Source organism: Pseudomonas viridiflava (genome assembly GCF_900602065.1).
Taxonomy (GTDB): Bacteria; Pseudomonadota; Gammaproteobacteria; order Pseudomonadales; family Pseudomonadaceae; genus Aquipseudomonas.
In genome coordinates, this window is record NZ_UWFN01000200.1 from 283,765 (window position 1) to 303,304 (window position 19,540).

The window sequence follows — 19,540 nt, forward strand, 5'->3', positions numbered from 1 at the left end:
AATAAAAATGAATCGAACCCTCTTTGGCATTTTGCTGGGCTCAGGCTTAGTGAGTTTCAGCAGCGCATGGGCGCAGGGCTTTATCGATGACAGCAAGGTTCGCCTTGAAGCGCGTAACTTCTACTACAACGGCGACTTTCGCGATGGCGCGGGAGTGTCGAAAAGAGAAGAGTGGGCGCAAGGTTTCTTGATCAATGCCGAGTCCGGTTATACCCAAGGCACAGTTGGTTTCGGACTCGACGTACTGGCATTCGCCGGTTTTCAGCTGGACTCCAGTCCTGACCGCAGCGGCAGCGGGCTGTTACCCAAGCGAGCCTCAGGCGAGGCGGCGCCGGAATACGCCAGGGCGGGTGGTGGGGTTAAATTAAAAATAGCCAACACATCTTTGCGTTACGGCATGTCCCTGCCGAAAACGCCGGTGCTGCAGTACAACAACAGCCGACTGTTTCCCCAGACATTCCAGGGCTGGCAACTGACCTCCACTGAGGTCGACCGTTTGACGGTCAACCTGGCAAGTTTCGAGAAAACCATCACGCCGGATTCTACAAACCTTCAGGACATCAGCATTAACCCGAAAGATGGGCGTTACCGCGCTACCGGGATCGGTGAATCTTTTCGCTATGGGGGCGGGAGCTATAAGCTGACGCCGGCTTTAACCGCGACTTACTACTATGGCGAACTTGAAAACGTCTATCGCCAGCAATTTCTCGGCCTTACCCACACGACCCGAATTGCCGACGGTGTACTAACCAGTGACCTGCGCGCGTTTGCCAGCGACGAGGTGGGCGCTGCGAGGACCGGAGAAGTTGATAACCGAGCCTATTCTGCAGCTTTCGGCTACAGCTTCGATTCGGGACATAGCGTCATGGCGACCTATCAGATAATGAAAGGCGCTACTGGCTTCCCCTACGTCAATAACCCCTATCTGCCGAACTACGTCCAATATCACGACTTCGGGAGCGCGGGTGAACGCAGTTGGCAGGCGCGTTATGGCTATGATTTTGCGGCACTGGGTATTCCGGGACTGAGCTTTTTCACCGCGTACATCAAAGGTGACGGTCTGAAGAAACAGGGTGCCGAGCAAGAGTGGGAGCGGGACATAGACATCGCTTATGCCTTCCAGACGACATTAAAAGGTCTGTCGGTACGGTTGAGAAACGCCACTTATCGCAGTGATGATGGACGTGACATCGATGAAAACCGGTTCATCGTGAGCTATCTGTTCAACTCGCTGTAGTGCCTCCCGGCCCGGCCATGTGCCGGGCCGGCTGAACCCTTCAACCAATCTGCGCATCGATGGTGCGGGGAGGGCGAAGTCACGGAGCGGGGCCTCTTCCTGACTGCAAGCGTCGACTGTGGGGTGTGTTCATCCTTTGGCACGACCCAGTGAGCGAACTTCCACCGATAAAGTGAAATCAGGTTCGTGAGCTGGCCAGGCATTGCTGGACCACCCGTGTCGCCTGAAAGTATGCCGGGGATAAGCGCATGGCGCCTCAGGACAAATGGAAACACCTGACCTGGGCGGCGCAACTGCATCGAACCGATTAAACTGGCTCATCTTTTGACGGGGTACATCAGCACTGGGGTCTGGTGGTGATACGGTAGTTACCCGGCGACTTGCCAAACCATCGTTCACACGCTTTGTTGAATGCACTTTGATTTTTAAATCCTAAACGATAAGCAACTTCTTTGAGCGCCATTGAAGTATTGATCAGCAAATGAATGGCGTGCTGATGCTTTACGTCGTCGACCAGACGTTGAAAGCACATACCCTCGGCTTTCAGGAAACGCGAAAGTTGACGTTGGGTGAGGTTCAAACTGTTCAGCACATCGTCCATCGCCAACGATTTGCCTTGATGAAGATGTTGCAATATAACGCGCCGGGTCCGGGCAACTGCACTGTCCATTTCCAGTTGCTGTTTTTGCATGGCAAGGTGGTTTCCATGAATCGACTGCAGCGATGTATCGCCGGTCGGTATGGATAAGTCGCAATCCGTGCGTAAAAACGTCATCGCGTTTACGGGGGCGTTGAACGTTATATTTTTGCCGAAGAGTGCTTCCAGCTGCCCGGTCTGCGCGGGCTTCGAGTATGTGAACTCGGCCGCCAACGGCATTATTCGAGTGGCGGGCACTAGCCAGTGGATCAGCCCCAGGGTAATCGACGTCACTGCATCGATGAATGCCCTCGGCAGGCAAGCAGCTTGTGCGTCCGAAGGAACACCCGCAATACGAATCGCGGCAGGCGACTCATCGAGGAACATACAGAAGCCGATGCCGATGGTTTCGTGGTACTCAACAATATGCCGGAGTGCATCGAGCACTGTTGCGCTGGACATGATTGCATAACCTAAAAGCCCCAGATTACCTGGGTGTGCTTTGTTGTAGGCCAGCAAGCCGATGTCCTCATTGCCCGCGCGCTGCTGCGCAGCCACCAGAAGTTGCATGATTGTGTTTAGCGGGATGTTTTTATCGCCACCCGACGGCGCTGTATTTGCAGAACCGGCTTGTAAATCACGACGGCTGTTTGCGGAGGGCGTTATTGCGTCGATACACGCCTGAGCAAAGGTGGGGGAGAGGCTGAGCATTTTTATCCCGTGTCAAATTAAATTGTTCCTTTTTTATTGTGGTTATGAAGGTTTTTCAGGGAGCGAATTTAACTCATTTGCTCAGCGCTGTGTTGCTCGCGTACTTCGCTGCTGCCAACGATGTGAGCAAAGCAGAACGGTTTTTATATGAATTAACGAGGTCTCTCCACATGCTGCTAAGAACGTTGAAAATAGCCAATCGTGTCATGGCCTGTTTTGCATTGATTGTATTGATCGTCGGTGCGCTAGGGCTGTTTAGCCTTCATCAAATGTCTACCGTGCGTAATGAAGGCCTGGTGATTGAAAACAGCTCTCTCCCAGGTATTGCTCTGGGGGATGACATTGCGCTGGCGTTCTCCAATACCCGGGTTGATGCGGTCAAACTGGTTTCTGCTGATGATCAGCATCTTCAGGCTGCTTACGCGAACCTGCAATCTCAACTCGAAGTATTCAATGCCGCGATAGCTGCTTACCGGCCACTGATAGGCTCGAAAAACGAAGCTGATCTTATCGATGGCATCGCCTCGTCTTACCGCCAATACAGCGCAGGCGCGGTCCGCGCGTATGAGCTGTTGAAAGCGCATCAACGAGACGCCGCACGCGGGCTGGTCGTGGATGAGATGACCATTACCGCCCAGGAGGTCACCAGGCTCCTGAAAGAGCTGGAAGCCTTCAACGATAACGAAAAGTCGATTGCCAGCGACCGTGCGAGTGACGCTTACGATGATGCGGAAATCATTATCTACTGGGTGATTGCCCTGGCGGTCCTGGCTACGATTCTTTTGGCCTGGCGCCTGACCAGCAGCATCGCCGGGCCTATCAGCCAGGCGCTTGCTGCGTCCGAAAAAGTGTCCTCTGGCGACTTGCGCAGTCTGGAGCAAGACATCACCGGGACCGACGAAGCGGCGATGTTATTGCAGTCAATGGAGCGTATGAGAGCAAGTCTGCAGGCGACCCTTTCCCAAGTGGGCGGAGCTTCTGATCAGTTGGGTTCTGCGGCTGAGGAAATGGACGCATTGATGCGAGACAGTAACGCCGATCTCAACGTCCAGAACGGCGAAATAGAGATGGCGGCTACTGCGGTCACAGAAATGAGTCACGCTGTCGAGGAGGTCGCGCGAAATGCGGTGGCAACGTCGGAAGAATCGCGATCGTCGACGCGTGCTGCCCGCGAGGGGCAAGAGGAGCTTGAAAGCACCGTCAGATCGGTCTCCGAGCTGGCTGAGCACGTTGCCAGTGCGTCAACCGAGGCTCAACTGCTGTCCTCATACACCAAAGATATCAGCCGGGTGCTGGAAGTCATTCGCGCAGTGTCGGAGCAGACGAACCTGCTGGCGCTTAACGCTGCGATTGAAGCGGCAAGGGCAGGGGAAGCTGGACGCGGCTTCGCGGTCGTTGCTGATGAGGTGCGAGCGTTGGCACACCGTACCGGCGAATCGACCCGCGAAATCGAAATCATGATCGGGAAAATTCAACAGGGTACGGCCGACACTGTGAGCGCGCTTTCTTCGAGCACCGAGCAGGCATCCCATACCCGTCAACAAGCTGAATCCGCCAGCCGGGCGCTGGCCTTGATAGCTTCTGCTGTAGCGGGTATTGATGAGCGCAATCTGGTAATTGCCAGCGCCTCCGAGGAGCAGGCCCAGGTTGCCCGGGAAGTCGACCATAACCTGGTCAGGATCAGGGATCTGTCCGCGCAGTCAGCAGTGCGCTCCGATCAAACCATGAGTGCGAGTGTAACCCTCGCTCGGCTCGCCAGTGAGTTGCGGGTATCACTGCAGCAATTTCAGCTTTGAGTGCTTACAGCAGTTGCCCCCACGCAATGGGGGGCTGCTGCTGGTTCTCGTGCTTGAAAAGGCAGTAGGTGCTTCGAGCCCTGGATTTTCTCGCGTCGCCTGCTCGAAGAACTCGATGGGCGTCATCAGACGCCGACGCTAGTGTTGGCATTTGCTCGGCAGTGAGACCTGATCAGTGAACAGGTTTTAAAAAGGACACCACGGATCCCCGCCATTGGCGCCTTCCAGCATCTTCGGGAAACTGCGCCCGAAATTCCGCCGAGCAGCATGAAAACGCCCGCCATGAGTTTTTTGTGCATCGTTGAAAATCCTGGAATGGATGGCTGAGTGCTGTGTATCGGCGCCAGTGTGCGACACTTCAGTTTTTCTTCACAACGACATGCACTCCGATCTTGCAATGCCCTTTATGCACTAGATAGGCATAAGCTATGCACTAATCATGCACTGGTTTTACAGGTGTTAATCGGTTGGTGATAACTACGGATCACCATTCGTTAATGCGTATTTGGCATGTAGTAATAAACATGCCGAGACGGCCTACTGGCGTCAGAAAATAAATTTTAATTTCCCCTCAACTAATACGAATGCACTGCCGATAGTCGTAACAAGGTGTTTCTGGTCACCCCTCCGTTATGAAACAGTGCAGGTTGCCTTGTAACGGTTAGAGCATGGAGCGCTATCGATACTATTTGACTTCAATGAGATGACATCCATGACGATAAGAAATATGAACATCGCTCCTCGAGCGTTTCTTGGCTTCGCTTTCATTGCTCTATTGGTCGTCGCGTTAGGGTTTTTCGCTCTGAATCGCATGAGCTTGATTCGTCAGGCCACAGTCGACATGGAGACCAACACCTTGCCCAGCATCACGCTGATAGGCAACGTTAACGAGTCCGTCCTGCGCTTGAGGGTTTTTTCACTGCGTCTGCTGGTCAACCGCGAACCGGAAATGCTCCAGGAGAGCGATCAGCGCATTGCAGAAATCATTAGCCAACTACAGACAGCCAAGGCCGCCTACAGTGCCTTGCCCGCAGAAGCTGATGAGAGGGCTATCTATCAACAGTTTGATGGAACGCTGGGGCAATACCTGAGCTTGTTTAACCAAGCGATGCAGCTCTCTCGCGATAATAAAGTTGAAGAGCTTCGCGCTATGGTCAATGCCGGCATGAGGCAGACTTCTGACTTGATGACCAAGCAACTCAAGGACCTTGTTGACATTAACAAGGCCAGCGCCATCGCTGGTTCTAAAGTAGCAGGCCAACAGTACGACGGCGCAACGGTCGCTATTATTGCCGTTGCTGTTATTGCGTCTTTTATGACGGTCTTACTGGCCTGGTTGTTGACGCGTAGTATCGTGGCACCGTTGTCCCGGGCCGTTAATGCTGCTCAGGAAATTGCTGCGGGCAACCTGACCAAACACATCGAAGTTGATGGCAAGGACGAACCGGCACGCTTGCTTGAAGCGCTGGTGATCATGCAGCAAAACCTGCGCAAAACCATTGAAATGATCTCAGGCTCCGCGACGCAACTGGCATCCGCTGCAGAAGAGTTGAGCGCTGTGACTGAAGAGTCGTCGCGCGGCTTGCAACAGCAGAACGACGAAATTGAACAAGCCGCGACTGCGGTAAACGAGATGACGGCGGCGGTCGAGGAAGTTGCCCGCAATGCTGTGTCCACATCCCAGGCTTCAGAGCAGTCGACTGATACCGCACGTCAGGGGCGAGATAAAGTCGTGCAAACCGTACAAGCCATTCAGACCATGACTCTGGACGTACAGACCACTTCCAACCTGGTCGAAGGCCTTGCAGAACAGGGTCGGGATATCGGCAAAGTGCTAGACGTCATTCGTTCTATTGCTGAACAGACCAACTTGCTGGCACTGAACGCAGCGATCGAGGCTGCAAGGGCTGGCGAAGCCGGTCGCGGTTTTGCTGTGGTTGCCGATGAGGTTAGAGCGCTGGCTCATCGCACCGCGGAGTCAACACGCGAAATTGAGCAGATGGTTGCCGGCATTCAAAGCGGTACCGGCAATGCAGTGCAGTCAATGGCGTTGAACACTAGCCGCACGCAAACCACTCTGGAACTTGCCCGGGCGGCAGGAGAGGCTCTGGAGCAGATCACCGAAGCCATTTCGCAGATTAACGAGCGCAACCTGGTGATTGCCAGCGCGTCCGAAGAGCAGGCTCAGGTTTCTCGTGAGGTGGACCGTAATCTTGTGAACATCCGCGACCTGGCCACACAGTCCGCGGCCGGGGCCAATCAGACCAGTGCCGCCAGCCACGAACTGTCGAGACTGGCGGTGGACCTGAACGGTATGGTGGCGCGCTTTGTAATCTGATTGGCTAGCGTCGGAATCAAAGTATTGCCCGGTTAAAACCATAAGCGCGCTGAGCAGATAATCTGCTCAGCGCGTTTTGCATTGTAAAAAGATAGCGGGGAAGGGTGCTCAGGGCTGGGCGAGGGCGGACGCACGACGTTCGCTGATGCGCTCCACGGTCTCCATATGCTCTGTACCCCAAGCACAGAGCGCTCCCAGCGCCGTTGCCAGGGACTGCCCGAAAGGCGTCAGCGAATATTCGACCTTTGGCGGTATTTCCTGAAAGTCCACACGCGCAATGATTTCGTCGCGCTCCAATTCCTTGAGCTGCTGGATCAGCACCTTATCGGTCACGCCGCCGATGGCGCGTTTCAATTCGCCATAGCGGTGAACATTCCTGGTCAGATTATAAAGAACCAGAGGTTTCCATTTGCCGCCAAGCACAGCCAGGGCGGCTTCTAGCCCGCATTTAAAGGTTTCATTTGCCATTATTCGGGCCGCCCGTAGGGTACTTACCAAAAGGTGCATACTATTCAAAATAATAGCGCGGATCTACAGTTGTGCCTCACATTCTGAGGGCATCAACATGAGCAGGCTTAACGGGAAAGTCGCAGTCATCACCGGCGGCAACAGTGGAATCGGCTTGGCCAGTGCCATACGTTTTGCAGCCGAGGGCGCACAGGTCGTTATTATTGGTCGACGCCAGGAGCAGCTGGACACCGCACTACAGTTGATTGGTCATGACGCTTTAGCCATTCAGGCTGATATCTCCAACCTCGACGACCTTGACAGGGCTTACGCCCAAATCAAAGCCAACACAGGACGGGTTGACGTGCTGTTCGCCAATGCCGGGCTTGGAGATTTCGAGCCACTCGGATCGATTACCGAGGAGTCTTTTGATCGCACCTTTGGCATCAACGTCAAAGGCTCGCTGTTCACCGTGCAAAAAGCGTTGCCACTGATGGGCGCCGGCGGATCGATCATCCTGACTGGCTCGACGACAGGGACCATGGGCACGCCAGCGTTCAGCGTGTACAGCGCCACCAAGGCGGCGCTCCGTAATTTCGCAAGAAGCTGGGCGCTGGATCTGAAAGGCACAGGCATTCGCGTCAACGTACTTTCCCCGGGACCAATCTCGACACCAGGCCTGGACCTGGCACTGGCGCCGACAGGCCAGGCAGATGCCATTGTTGAAGGCATGGTCGCGTTGTTACCGGCAGGCCGTATCGGTCAACCCGAAGACGTTGCGGCAGCTGCATTGTTCCTGGCGTCGGATGAGAGCAGCTTCATGACCGGCAGTGAAATGTTTGTAGATGGCGGTTTTGCTCAGGTTTGAATTGAGGAGAGGTTTTGCCAGCTGAAATCTGGCTGGCTGTCGCGTCTAACTAATCGCAATAATCTGTAACTAGTTGAAATAAAAGGGTTATTTAAAAACTAAAAATAAATCCCATGCTTTTTTCTCCGCATTTCTTGCGATTAACTAGGATTCTGCTTGAATTCTTGTGATTAAAATTACGAACCGAGACGCGACATGGCTGGGATCAAGCGAGGCGAGCTATTCATGTTTGACGGTCGTCGGTGTGCGTACGAAGCCTCCATTGATGAAGCAAACGTGCTTCTATACGACGAGGAAAATCAGGAGTTCATACAGGTCGGTATCGGTCAACTGGAACCCTTCACTGATTGTGGTGATTCGCCAGATGCGTTTAAGCCCCCGGTCGACCTGGCTTCAGAGGACGAATGGAAGGTTGCAGCCGAGCGGTATGAAATTATCAGCGAATATATGGGATCCGAGAAAAGCAGTGCAGACCTCAACCAGCTTCAAGCGCGCTTAGGGGTAAGCCAATCCCGGTGCTACGCCCTCATCGCTATGTATGATCCTGACGATGGCCCAGAAGGTATGCTGAGGGCGCGGGCAGGCCGTAAAGTTGGTTCAAAGTATCTGCCAGAAAAAATTGAAACAATCATTAGCTCTGCCTTTAAGACCGAATGGAGTGGTCCCGGTGCTAATCAAGCTGCTGTCATCAAACGCGTTTCTGAAATATGCGAGGCTCTCGACGTAGCGCCGCCAGCTAACCAAACCATTATCAATCGAATAAAGGAGCGTTCAGAGCGCGAGCTGATGATTCTAAAGGAGGGAATGAAGCGAGCAAATGATAGATTTCAACCCCGCCCCAAAAAAAATAAAGCTTTGAGGCCGTTAGAGCTTACAGAGATGGATCACTGCTTGGTTGATTGTATAATTGTAGATGATTTGACAAGAAAACCATTATGCAGACCTTGGGTCACTATTTTAATAGATATTTATAGTCGTGTTGCATTAGGTGTATATTTTTCAGTTCACGCTCCAAGCAGATATAGCGTATCGATGGCCGTCACTAATGCAACGTTTCCCAAAGACTCTTGGCTGGAAACTCTAGCGAAAGACGATCTAAAATATCCTTACTACGGAAAACCTGAGTTAGTACTCATGGATAATGCTAAGGAGTTTCGATCAAAGTCGTCTAGAATCGCAGCAAAAAAACATAATATGAAATGGAAGTTTCGGCCAAAAGGAAAGCCGTGGTGGGGAGGGCACATTGAAAGACTCTTCGGCACATTGCAGGTTGGCGCAGTGCAGTTCCTTCCGGGAGCCACACTTAGAAATGTAGTCGTGAGAGGTGATTATGATAGCGAAAAACATGCTTGCTTGACATTTTCAGAGTTTCGAGAATGGCTGGTTCGCGGCTTACAGATATACCATAATACAGTTCACTCAGTATTGAAGAAAACACCTCACGAGCAGTGGGTTGAGGGATGGAAAGACGAAGAAGGGCGCAAAACGCATCCGAGGTTACTGGATAACCCTCTTGAATTTTCCATAGATTTTTTTCCAGAACATATTCGAACAGTAACACGCCAAGGCATTGAGATATTTAACTTGCAGTATTGGTCTGGAGTCTTAACTCCTTATATAGGTAAGCGTGTAGTCGTAAAATACAATCCTCTATCCTTACGACATATATGGATTAATCCTAATGGAGAGCGTTATTTTAAAATTTCTTATCAGGATATTACTCAACCTGATGTGAGCCTTGAAGAGCTCACCTTGGCTAAAAGACAGCGATCCCAAGAGCGTGGGGCACGCGCCAAGAACACTCGCGCTGAAAGGCAGGAGTATTTCAGGCTTATATCCAAAAATAGGGAGCGTGTTGAAGACGCAAAATCAGCAACCAAGGCTGCACATAAAATGCGTGAAAATCTTGCTAATGCTGCGTTTACTGAGCAGGTAGTTTTAGGGCGAGCACCGGCGCTTGTTGAACCCGACGATGACGATGAATATGAGCAGCCTTTTACTCCGCTTCGTATCGACGTAGAGGATGACTAATGACGCAGGATTTCGGGGAGTACTCTCACGTAACACCAAGCAGACGCTGGCTAGTTGATGCAGGCTACGAGGCGCGAAGAAATGCTATTCATGAGGATACGTGGGTGAACTATCCCGTCGCTGACAGAATATTAGCGCAAGTTAGATATTTGACAGCGCTACCGCGCAGTCTTGAAAGTCTCTGCCTGGTTATTCATTCCGATGCAGGTATGGGGAAGACAGCTCTTTATTCTAAAATTATTCAACAATTTGGAATGACATCTGCACACGAAAATCCTCTAGCGGGAATGAAAATAGATCCGGATCACATTCGCTCGCATAAAAACTTTAGTGACGGATTGGTCCAGGCGTTGACCTTGGGAAATTATACTAGCTCACTCACTCCCAAACAACGATTGTTAGATGCGGTGAGTGCACGCAATGTGCGAGGAGTTGCATTTGACGAGTTCAACGATTTGCTAGCGGCCGGTGCCCGCGATCAGCAGAACAACATGATTCGAGTTAAGTATTTCTCAAATCCACCATTTTCGCTGGTGATAATAATCCTTGGAACTCATGATTGCCGAGAGGCAATCGCTAGCGATGATCAATTCAAGCGTCGATACGAGGCTGTACAGTTGCCAGCATGGCGTAATGAACAGGTGCTCCGCGGGTTTGTTAGCGCATACATATCGTGGTTCCCGTTAAAAAAGCCATCAAAGATAGATAAGCCGTCTGCCATAAATTATCTAATCAAAACATCAAATGGCGTACTGGACAACATAGTAAAGCAGCTGAAACGTGCTGCCGTCTGGGCAATCATTGAAGGTACTGAGTCCATAACTTTAGAAATGCTAAAAAAAGGTACTGAGCTACCTATAAAATATGAGGAATAAATAAAATGCAGCCTCAGGAAACGATATCCTCTTGGATCGGACGATCAGTAGACGGCGGGCGCAATGGGGTGTCGGCCTTGGTACCCAAGCAAATTATGCAGCTGCTAAATGATAGGAGTCATTCTAGGGATTTCGACTACGATTACAACGACACCGACGTAACTCTACTTGCCCAGTGGGGCGGAATTAGCAGGCAGGTTGTTGAAGACAGTATCCGCGCAGCTTTACCACTGGGATTGTTGCCGCCAAGTCAACGTCTACAGTTTTGTCATTGCTGTGTTGCAGAAGACTTAAAGCGTTCTCGCATGCCAATCTGGCGCCATGCTTGGTCAAGCATCTACATTCCTATGTGTGTTGAACACGAGGAGGTGCTTAGCTCCCTAGCCGGAGATTATGAATGTCATGATATATTTGATCGGGGCGCCCAAGCGTCTCGGCATATTATTAATAATATGTATTATTTGCATGACTTTGCGGGTGATCGCCCTGAGTGGCTATGCTCTCAGCCGACCACTTTTAGTGGCGTAATGGGTGAAATCGATTGTCTACTTAAAGATACCTGCTTGATAATTCAGCGTGATATAGAGGGCCGAGTTGCCACAGGCTGTGATGAGGGCAATAAGCTAAGATTAGTAGTAAATCTCTATACTGCGATACTTAGGAGGCATAGGCGTGGAATAGATCCAACCCCATATTGTCTCGTGATTGCAGGAAAGATAAAGCGGATTTTATATTTGCCAGAGCAGGCTCGCTCCGATTCTATAAATGACATATTAGATGGATTTACTGATCGGCTGGACCCTTACGTGAGAATGGTCGCGTTGGCTATTATCGCAGTTCTACTAGGCTACCAAAATTGCGAAAAAAATTGGTCAGAGATAGCTCGGCTGTTTAGGTCTACAGGAGTTCTGATGCCTGATACAGCTTCAGGTCTCTATGGATTAGTTACAGGCGGGGAGGAGACGGGGATCCGTAACTGGATCACAAAACAGGTGACGGCTAGCGCTAAAAATGAACTTATAAGCCGTATAGAAAGCTTCACTGGAAATTTGTATAGAAATGCCCGTTAAGTTTTTGTTAATCAGTTTGATGGTCGGAGTTCCTTCGCTTGCTTAGGTGTGCTAGATGGCGATTTAATCCGTTCCAGCCTACATATTCAAGAATTGACTGTATGTCCCAGTCTGAGTCACGCGCCCACTCCCCAAACCCCCTTCGAAAGCTGTGAGCGCCGATGCTCACTGATAAACCAGCGTCATCAGATCTTCGTTGCAATATGACTGGAATGGATTTATCTAATAGTGCGCATTTGCTCAGATCACCATTTTTCTCAATTTTTTGAAATAAGCTACTATCAGACTGCCCATTTAGCTTTACCCAGCTTTGAATAGCGCTGGCTGCACAAAGCTCTGGTCTCCATGGTATCTGTTTTGTTGTCCGTTTACCGCCGCGATCAAATGCTGTTATACGGAGCCCTTTAATTGGGTCTAACTGTATGTCTCGCGAGTTCAGCAGTCCTAATTCAGTTGTTCCTAATCCACGCCAGAATGCAACCATAAACATTGCCCTGTCACGCGTCACGCGCATGTATTCTCCACAGTGCTCGCTGATAGATATACATTTAAGCAAATTCTCAAAATGCTGATCCATGACCTTAAGATGATCGAATGTGAAAGAGTTTGTGCGTTTAGGTTGGTGCGGACTGGCTAGTGATATTTGGTACATTAAGGCTTTGACATTTAAGTCTTCAGTTGGGTCGCTAAAACGCTGCCTTTTATGCCAGTGGGATAAGGCAGATAGTCGTGCCTTTAGCGTATCAGGTGCATAATAGCTGCTGCACAGTTCAAGGTATGCCATCACTCCCTCCGGAGTAGAAGGTAGAATAAATCCGCAAGTGAACTGAAAGTGGTGAATTGAGGCCTTGTAAGCTAATTGAGTACGCTCTGATAAGTCCTTGACGACTTTGGAGGGGTAAAGCTCGGCGTGTTTGGATCCTTCTATTGAAAAGTGCGGCCTGTAACTGAGTGAAAAGGATTTAATTACGTCAAGCGAGTGATTCTGACTGGTCTCGACGATATCGTTATTGGATGCGATAACCATGTCAAACGTTTCATGTTTTTTCACGAGACTCTGCTCCCCAACACACCCTTTCAAAAGGATAGTATAAGTATCCTTGAGGTCAAGTTTGTTCGTTAAACTTTAACGTCGGTCTGTGTTAAGACTGAGATGGGGGGGTGATGTACAAGATTGTCTGATTTTTCCTAATCTGCGAGACAACTCGCAGTGCAGACAAATCCAATACTTTCGTGAGCTGAGAGAGCAACCTTAGGTAGCGGATCATCGAGCATGAGTGCTGACCGAATCAGGATCTGCACATGGTGTGTTTTGCATTTAGTGATGCTTTAATCGCGCCAGAGCATGGCTGAACTTATGACGGGGAGAGTCGATGCGTGTAGGTAGTGGACAAAAGCGTACTCGCCGCCGGATAGATAAATCAGTTAGTCGTTTTGGTCGTACTGCCAATGAAGCTTACCTCTTCCAATTATTACCAGGGTCCATGGAATGCAATATCCAATATGCGGACTTTGCAGTCTGCCGGGAGGGGAAGCAGATGTTCCTTGCCACCTGGGGAGCTCGTTAAAGGCCCGTTTTTTTGTGCGCATTGAAAAGAATAAAACTTAAATCTAGCAAATTTATCGCAGCCTATAGTATTCGCTGGAAATAAGGTGTTCTTTGATCATCGTTGCGATCAGTAGTTGCTAGGCTTTGCACCCCCGTCATTCAACACCGCTAAAGAAATTTTCTGGGGTGCACGCAGCGCTTAGGAGTTGCTCAGCCCGTCAAGATGTCGAGTGGCCCAGGACGCCTCATCGTTCAGTTTCTATAATCACCTGCTTGAGCAAGGATGCAAGATCCTTGTCTGGCTCGATTAGTAGAAACGTCTCAACCAGCAGCGTTAGTGGATGTATACCGGCATGGCGGGCGAGCTCGGCTGCTTTCTCCACCGTGACATTTTTCAATCCGCGTTCCAACGTGCTCAGGTACGTCCTGCTGCTGACGGGATGAAAATCTTCCTGGGTTAACCCTCTGCGCGCGCGCGTATTTCTGAGCGCTATTCCAAAGGCTTTTTTGACTTCCATCACGGTTCCTCACAAAAGGAACGATGAAGCCTTTTTGAGCTCTATGGAGCTACAATCTATAGTGTTCATTTCCGTAGAATTGCATCGAGGGCACCCTCAGAGAAAAATGCTAGCGGATAACGCTATAAGGCTCCCTTGTCATCGGTGCGGCTATGTCGCTCGCCAGAGCGTCCCTCGTTTACTTGTCTAGGTGATATCAGTGATTTTTGTATTCGATTCGGTTTGCCGGGAGACGCGGGCATGGACCCATGGAGAGATTGAAGGCCCGTGTTTCGTAGCCACTATTACCTCCATGCGAACGGGGCAGCGGAACCGTGCGGCAATAATTGAATGTGCCTACGAGTTGCAGTACTACCTGTCGACGGTGAAGGATGTCGTGGTGGAGCATGTCCATATGATGTGCCCTCCCTCGGTTAGTGGTCGCAGTCAATGGTCTCTAGAGGAGCTTGAGAGCATTGTCCTTTTTCATGGTCTCGTGACCGGTGAGATCGCGGTCATCTACCACACGGCGACGGCCACTTACAAAATGGGTGAGTTGGACCTTCGGCGAAAAAAGGATTCGCGCGTGCTGTATTCGGCAAAGAGCCTCGCAGGCCACACACCTCAGCTATCGCCCGGCGAGGTTAACGAGATGAGTTTTCAGCTGTACGGCTCGTTAAGGGGGCAGCAGGCTTGAGTTGTGTGGTCGCTGACGGCTGTGGTCATGAATGGGTTGGGGGTATTTGACATTTATCGTTGGCATTTAGTCGCGGTCGACTAAAACCGCAGTACCAGATGGCCCGGTATTCGGCAGGGAGGTTGGGGGCAGGCCATTCGCTATTTTTATGCAGGCGGACTGTTACAAAATGAAGGTTAAGGCGCCGCTAGTGCACGCGGGCGTTGCTGCTCACGTGGCTGGGCTTTGAATTGTATCGCCTTGGAGCAAAAGGGTCGTCTGGTTAGTTTGGTGGAACTGCTATACGTCGCTCACGCCGATAGGGGGAGGACGCATGGCGAGACCGGCAAATGAACCTCCAGTATCCACGTAGCGCAAGGCTGACTTCACATCTTTCCAGCCTACATAGCTCATCAGTGACTTGATATCCCAGCCATTGCTGGATGCCCAGGTTGCGAATCCTCGGCGCATCGAATGACTGCTGTAGGTGTCTGCTGGAACCCCGGCTTGTTCGAGAATCCTACGCAGCATAGGAATAATACTGTTGGGGTTGATGCTTGAGTCAGCTAGGTTGCCCCAGCGATCCAGCCTTCGAAACACTGGTCCACGAGCAAGGCCGGCTACGGTGATCCAGTTAATGTATGCATTGACCGGGCAAAGCTTCTTGAGAGCAGGGGTTTTGAAGGTTAAGCCAAGGTGTTGCCGATCACCCTTGGTGTGAGCCAGATAAAAAGTGATGCCGGTGCCAGGCTCAGCTTTGATGTTCTCCACCTGCAACCGGGCGAGTTCGTCGCCGCGAAAGCCACGCCAGAAACCGATCAGCACCAGTGCGATATCGCGTCGATGCCGCATGACGGTTTTAAAGTCATTCCTGTCTGCTGCAAGTGACGCTTCGCGCTCTAACCAGTCTACGGCTTGCTCAAGATGGCGTAGGAGGAGGGGCGCGGCTTGTTTTTCTTGCGCAGGGTGCAGGGTCCGGATCCCTTTGATCATCTGGCGTACGGTGGGGGTCTTGGTCGGATCCGGAAAGCCTTGGCTGATATGCCACTGAGCCAGCGCCGCCAGACGTTGCTTTAGCGTACTGATAGCGTGCTGGTCCGCGTAGTCGGCGAGGTAGCGCACGATGCTGTCTCCGGTGGCCGGTAGAAATCCTCCCCAAGTCACCTCGAAGTGCTCCACCGCCGCTTTGTAGCTTTTCCGTGTGTTCTCCCGGGTGCCGGCCCGCAGGTATTGATCAGCCTTGCTCACGTCGCCCCCCTATCAAGCAAACGTACCCGATTGGGAGCGTCAAATCGATTTTAACGTCTATCACATGCGATAAGCCTCAATTATGTTATCAGAAAATAGGTTATTTATTGCTCAGATATTTCTATCAAAGTACCATGTAATTACGTAGTACGTAACACAATACGAAATCGTAGGAGCAAATCATGGCGCGCGGTGGAATTAACAAGACAGTTGTTCAAAAAGCTCGGGAATCGCTACTCGCTAAGGGCGAGAATCCAAGCATTGATGCCGTGCGCGTGGAGCTTGGAAATACTGGATCGAAAACCACTATTCATCGTTACCTGAAGGAAATTGAGGCGTTCGACCCTCGGCCCAAAGCTTCACGTGAGCGGTTGAGCGATGAGCTCTCCGAGATCGTCTCGCGCCTCATGGAGCGTTTGATGGAGGAGGGTGGGGAAGCGATTGTGGAGGCTCAAGCACAGTTCGATCAGCAGCGCGCAGGGCTGGAGTTGAAGGTCAAGCATGCCGAAACCGAGTTGGCCAATCTGCAGCGGCAGTTCGAAGTGCAGGGCGTCGCGCTGCAAGCGCAAAGCGAAGAGCTTCTAATCAGCCAGACATCATTACAGGCTGAGATCACCCGGAATGCCCGTATCAGCCAGAACTGCATTGATCTAGAGCTCCGGGTTCAAGAGAAGGATGAACGGATTCGCTCGCTGGAAGAAAAGCATCTGCACGCCCGTGATGCGCTGGAGCACTATCGCAGTGCTGTCAAAGAGCAGCGTGAGCAGGAACAGCGTCGGCATGAGGGCCAAGTTCAGCAGGTCCAGGTAGAGCTCCGCCAACTTCAGCAGACGCTGGTCGTCAAGCACGACGAGCTGACACGCCTTAATCGTGACAACGAGCGTTTGCTAAGCGAGTCACGGCGACAAGCCAAGGCGCTGGATTCAAGCGAAGATGTGGTGCACCGTCTGACTGGCGAGATACAAAGCTTGAAACTAGTAGAGGCTAAGTTAGGCGGTAGAGAGGAGTATCTGAAGGAGCAGATCGGGCAGCTACGAGGAGAAGTTGAGTCGATGCGAGAGTTAAGTGAGCGGGCCAATCTGCAGGCGGCTGAAGCTCAAGTTCGCCTAACTGCGGCTCAAGCAGAGATTGCCCAGATGCGTGCTGCCGCGACGTCCGGATCAAGCACGGCGTAGTGCAAAAGCTCGTCATCAGTCAAAGCGCTTGCAGGGACGCCCATGGCGATCTCCGGTTGTGCGCTGCTCTCCCAGTACCGGATTGGGTGGCGCAAGTTGTTGAAGAGCGCAATGGGCTATGCTTAAAGCTCAACCTGAAGGAGTGAGTCATGGGCGAAAGCACGGAAGAGGTTTCTAGGCTGGCTTTAAAGGCCGTACTTGCCACCGCGATTAAGCAAGGGTTGGAGCTAGAAGCGCTGTGTGAGGCCTCAATCGATTGGATGCTCACCGACGCGGCTTATGGAGCAGAGGATGTTGCTTGGGCCGTCAGTGAAATTGAGGTGACTGCCGACTCTATTGAATCTGCGTGAAGCACACTTTAGTCTAAACCCACGAGGGTTCCGACATGACCGACAAGCACGTAATGGACCTGAAGCAGGCGCTCGTTGCTGTATTCTCTACCGCAGCGAGCATGGGTATCGATATCGACGAGCTGTCAGTGCAGGCGGCGAGTGATCTGGACGAAGAGGAGGCGGGGTGGTTCGATCAGTTCAAGCTAGGTGCGGTGCATGAGATTCGACACTGCTGCGACTTGGTGAAAGGAGGCGCAGCGAATGAGTACCTGGCGCCCTGCACATAACTGCGCTATTAAAAGGGGACAATTCAGCAAATGGAAATTGCCCCCTTGGACGATCTGGTTAAAGAAGTCATTCCGCTACTGCAATATCTGATTCCGGGCTTTTTGACAGCGTGGATTTTCTACTCACTAACCGCATTCAAGAGGCCAGATACATTTGGTCAAATTGTCCAAGCTCTCATTTTTACGTTCGTCATTCATGGTGCTGTATTGGTGGTTAAGGCTGGGCTCCAGTGGGCCGGAGCTCACTGGTTTAGCGTTGGGGTGTGGGACATCAAAGCTGAAGCCTCTTGGTCATTTGTGATCTCAGTATGCCTTGGACTTTTGTCTTGCTACTGGGCCACAAACGATAAGCTTCACTCATTGCTTCGCGACAAGGACATCACGAAGCAGACGTCCTATCCAAGTGAGTGGTACAGCACATTTGCGCGACATGATCGTTTTGTAGTACTGCACTTGGTAGACGAACGTCGCCTGTACGGCTGGCCCACCGAGTGGCCGTCTGAACCGACTAATGGGCAGTTTGTTATTGAGGGTCCTAGCTGGCTTGATGGCGAGGAAGAGAAGCCATTGGGTGCAGACTTTGTGGTTATCGACTCGTCGCGGGTACAGTGGGTAGAATTCACCAGTGATCAATCGGAGTAAGATATGACCAGTAAAGCTCCTCAACCTATGCCTTCCGGTAGTAGATGGATAGTTGCGCAGGATGAAAAGTGCAAAACGAAGCCAACTGCAGTTCGACCTAAAGCTCCTTCTCCGCCGCCAGCCCCCAAGGCTAAATGATCGGTGGTGGTGACAGTTTATAGTCTCCCGGACTGGCTGGAATTTCAGCGTGGTCAGTCTCGCCAAATTAAGGGGGCTAGTGGTTCTGAGCTACTAAAACTGACGAATCAGGTTTCAGCATCCCGTCTTGCTCTTCAAGGCTAGCACGGCTGAGGTAGAGGCCCAAGTTTTGCCTGACTTCCTGAAGGCTATGGATGCCGTTGCGGTTCTGGGCAGCGGCCATCCCGGATTTAACACCCGACGCGATGTTGATGGTTACCTTTTCGATTACCAGACTTTTGGCTTTCTCCTTCTCGCGGTCCCGATAATCCTTCGAGTGATCCTTGGCTGACGTCTTTACTCAAGCGTCCGGTAGACACACCTTTACCACACCATTTTTCCCTCGGTGACCTCCGTAAGCCTAGGGTCGCTCATCGCCGCCTCGTACTTAAGGTGATTGCGGCAAGCGGAGCATGCAGGTGCGATGATGTAAGCCTGAAGGGTCAAGACATAGGCGAAGTAATGATTTGGTTCACGACAGCCGTGCCAGGGCCGTGAGCGTCACTCTAGACTCCTAAAACTATTTCAACCGCCGTCGTCGCAGCATGATCTCAGATAATCTCTAAGATCGGCCATCACTTACAGCGCCATAAACAACAGCTACAACACCACTGCCTCGGCCGTAGCCGAGGCAGATTGATCACCGAAATACAGCTCGCCTGCGAAAGCAATGGCTTCCCGCTGACCGTCATGCTGTCGCCCGGTACAAGCTGGCGAACAGCTTCAAAGCCATAGTTACACGAGCCTGCATCAAGAAATGCTTGCAGACTGGCTGTTTAGACGAAATCTAGCTCAAGAAGGTTTCCAACGATCTACCTCTCAGCTCGGCCCTGTAGCGGTGGGGATGGAGATCAACTCTATCAACGAGCCCCATGGCGCTCGGACATAATGCATAGAATTGCCTGTTCCTTTTTCGATACCAAAAAGTGCGTTCGGCCCGCGAAGCG

General features: G+C 51.5%; 17 protein-coding genes and 1 pseudogene. 13 read left to right on the forward strand and 5 right to left on the reverse strand.

Annotated features, from left to right (window positions below):
• Nucleotides 1-7: 7 nt before the first annotated feature.
• The gene (locus EE949_RS11845) at nt 8-1,237 is read left to right on the forward strand and encodes an OprD family porin (protein WP_122664452.1); all 1,230 of its coding nucleotides are present in this window, start codon (nt 8-10) and stop codon (nt 1,235-1,237) included.
• 337 nt (nt 1,238-1,574) lie between these two features.
• On the opposite strand, the gene EE949_RS11850 is transcribed toward EE949_RS11845, so the two are convergent.
• Nucleotides 1,575-2,585 (reverse strand): AraC family transcriptional regulator, encoded by a 1,011-nt coding sequence (locus tag EE949_RS11850; RefSeq protein ID WP_122664453.1) that lies wholly within the window; start codon nt 2,583-2,585, stop codon nt 1,575-1,577.
• 170 nt (nt 2,586-2,755) lie between these two features.
• Here EE949_RS11850 and EE949_RS30245 point away from each other — a divergent pair.
• From EE949_RS30245 to EE949_RS11860, 3 genes and pseudogenes are all read left to right on the forward strand, one after another.
• A pseudogene (locus EE949_RS30245) lies at nt 2,756-3,526 on the forward strand (MCP four helix bundle domain-containing protein); the annotation flags it as partial.
• 126 nt (nt 3,527-3,652) lie between these two features.
• Nucleotides 3,653-4,381 (forward strand): methyl-accepting chemotaxis protein, encoded by a 729-nt coding sequence (locus EE949_RS30250; RefSeq protein WP_422765485.1) that lies wholly within the window; start codon nt 3,653-3,655, stop codon nt 4,379-4,381.
• Between the two features lie 712 nt (nt 4,382-5,093).
• Complete coding sequence (locus EE949_RS11860; RefSeq protein WP_122664454.1) at nt 5,094-6,719, forward strand: methyl-accepting chemotaxis protein; 1,626 nt, start codon at nt 5,094-5,096, stop codon at nt 6,717-6,719.
• A gap of 108 nt (nt 6,720-6,827) precedes the next feature.
• Here EE949_RS11860 and EE949_RS11865 read toward each other — a convergent pair whose 3' ends face one another.
• Complete coding sequence (locus tag EE949_RS11865; RefSeq protein WP_122664455.1) at nt 6,828-7,187, reverse strand: winged helix-turn-helix transcriptional regulator; 360 nt, start codon at nt 7,185-7,187, stop codon at nt 6,828-6,830.
• Nucleotides 7,188-7,284: 97 nt separating this feature from the next.
• Here EE949_RS11865 and EE949_RS11870 point away from each other — a divergent pair, with 97 nt between their 5' ends.
• The 4 genes from EE949_RS11870 to EE949_RS11885 all read left to right on the forward strand — a co-directional run bounded on the left by EE949_RS11870 (nt 7,285) and on the right by EE949_RS11885 (nt 12,010).
• On the forward strand, nt 7,285-8,034 hold the full coding sequence (locus EE949_RS11870) for an SDR family NAD(P)-dependent oxidoreductase (protein ID WP_122664456.1): 750 nt from the start codon (nt 7,285-7,287) through the stop codon (nt 8,032-8,034).
• Between the two features lie 225 nt (nt 8,035-8,259).
• The gene (locus EE949_RS11875) at nt 8,260-10,065 is read left to right on the forward strand and encodes a Mu transposase C-terminal domain-containing protein (protein ID WP_162874595.1); all 1,806 of its coding nucleotides are present in this window, start codon (nt 8,260-8,262) and stop codon (nt 10,063-10,065) included.
• Nucleotides 10,065-10,940 (forward strand): TniB family NTP-binding protein, encoded by an 876-nt coding sequence (locus EE949_RS11880; RefSeq protein ID WP_122664458.1) that lies wholly within the window; start codon nt 10,065-10,067, stop codon nt 10,938-10,940. Before EE949_RS11875 ends, EE949_RS11880 begins: the two co-directional genes overlap by 1 nt.
• Before the next feature lie 5 nt (nt 10,941-10,945).
• The gene (locus EE949_RS11885; protein WP_122664459.1) at nt 10,946-12,010 is read left to right on the forward strand and encodes a TniQ family protein; all 1,065 of its coding nucleotides are present in this window, start codon (nt 10,946-10,948) and stop codon (nt 12,008-12,010) included.
• A 7-nt stretch (nt 12,011-12,017) separates the two neighbouring features.
• Here the strand turns inward: EE949_RS11885 and EE949_RS11890 are convergent, their stop codons facing one another.
• Together EE949_RS11890 and EE949_RS11895 are read right to left on the reverse strand one after the other, a co-directional pair.
• A complete protein-coding gene (locus tag EE949_RS11890) occupies nt 12,018-13,061 on the reverse strand; it encodes a hypothetical protein (protein WP_162874593.1) in 1,044 nt (347 codons plus the stop codon).
• 743 nt (nt 13,062-13,804) lie between these two features.
• Complete coding sequence (locus tag EE949_RS11895) at nt 13,805-14,077, reverse strand: helix-turn-helix domain-containing protein (protein WP_122664461.1); 273 nt, start codon at nt 14,075-14,077, stop codon at nt 13,805-13,807.
• A 199-nt stretch (nt 14,078-14,276) separates the two neighbouring features.
• On the opposite strand from EE949_RS11895, the gene EE949_RS11900 reads away from it, so the two are divergent.
• On the forward strand, nt 14,277-14,753 hold the full coding sequence (locus EE949_RS11900; RefSeq protein ID WP_240350638.1) for a hypothetical protein: 477 nt from the start codon (nt 14,277-14,279) through the stop codon (nt 14,751-14,753).
• A 279-nt stretch (nt 14,754-15,032) separates the two neighbouring features.
• Here EE949_RS11900 and EE949_RS11905 read toward each other — a convergent pair whose 3' ends face one another.
• Complete coding sequence (locus EE949_RS11905; RefSeq protein ID WP_122664463.1) at nt 15,033-15,980, reverse strand: site-specific integrase; 948 nt, start codon at nt 15,978-15,980, stop codon at nt 15,033-15,035.
• Between the two features lie 182 nt (nt 15,981-16,162).
• Here EE949_RS11905 and EE949_RS11910 point away from each other — a divergent pair, with 182 nt between their 5' ends.
• The 4 genes from EE949_RS11910 to EE949_RS11925 all read left to right on the forward strand — a co-directional run bounded on the left by EE949_RS11910 (nt 16,163) and on the right by EE949_RS11925 (nt 18,416).
• Nucleotides 16,163-17,155 carry a DNA-binding protein gene (locus tag EE949_RS11910; protein WP_122664464.1) on the forward strand — a complete coding sequence of 331 codons (993 nt, stop codon included), beginning with the start codon at nt 16,163-16,165 and terminating at the stop codon, nt 17,153-17,155.
• A gap of 149 nt (nt 17,156-17,304) precedes the next feature.
• Entirely contained in the window at nt 17,305-17,505 is a 201-nt protein-coding gene (locus EE949_RS11915) for a hypothetical protein (protein ID WP_122664465.1), read from the forward strand.
• A gap of 35 nt (nt 17,506-17,540) precedes the next feature.
• Complete coding sequence (locus EE949_RS11920; protein ID WP_122664466.1) at nt 17,541-17,774, forward strand: hypothetical protein; 234 nt, start codon at nt 17,541-17,543, stop codon at nt 17,772-17,774.
• A gap of 45 nt (nt 17,775-17,819) precedes the next feature.
• Nucleotides 17,820-18,416 (forward strand): DUF6338 family protein, encoded by a 597-nt coding sequence (locus tag EE949_RS11925; protein ID WP_122664492.1) that lies wholly within the window; start codon nt 17,820-17,822, stop codon nt 18,414-18,416.
• The last annotated feature ends 1,124 nt before the right edge of the window (nt 18,417-19,540 follow it).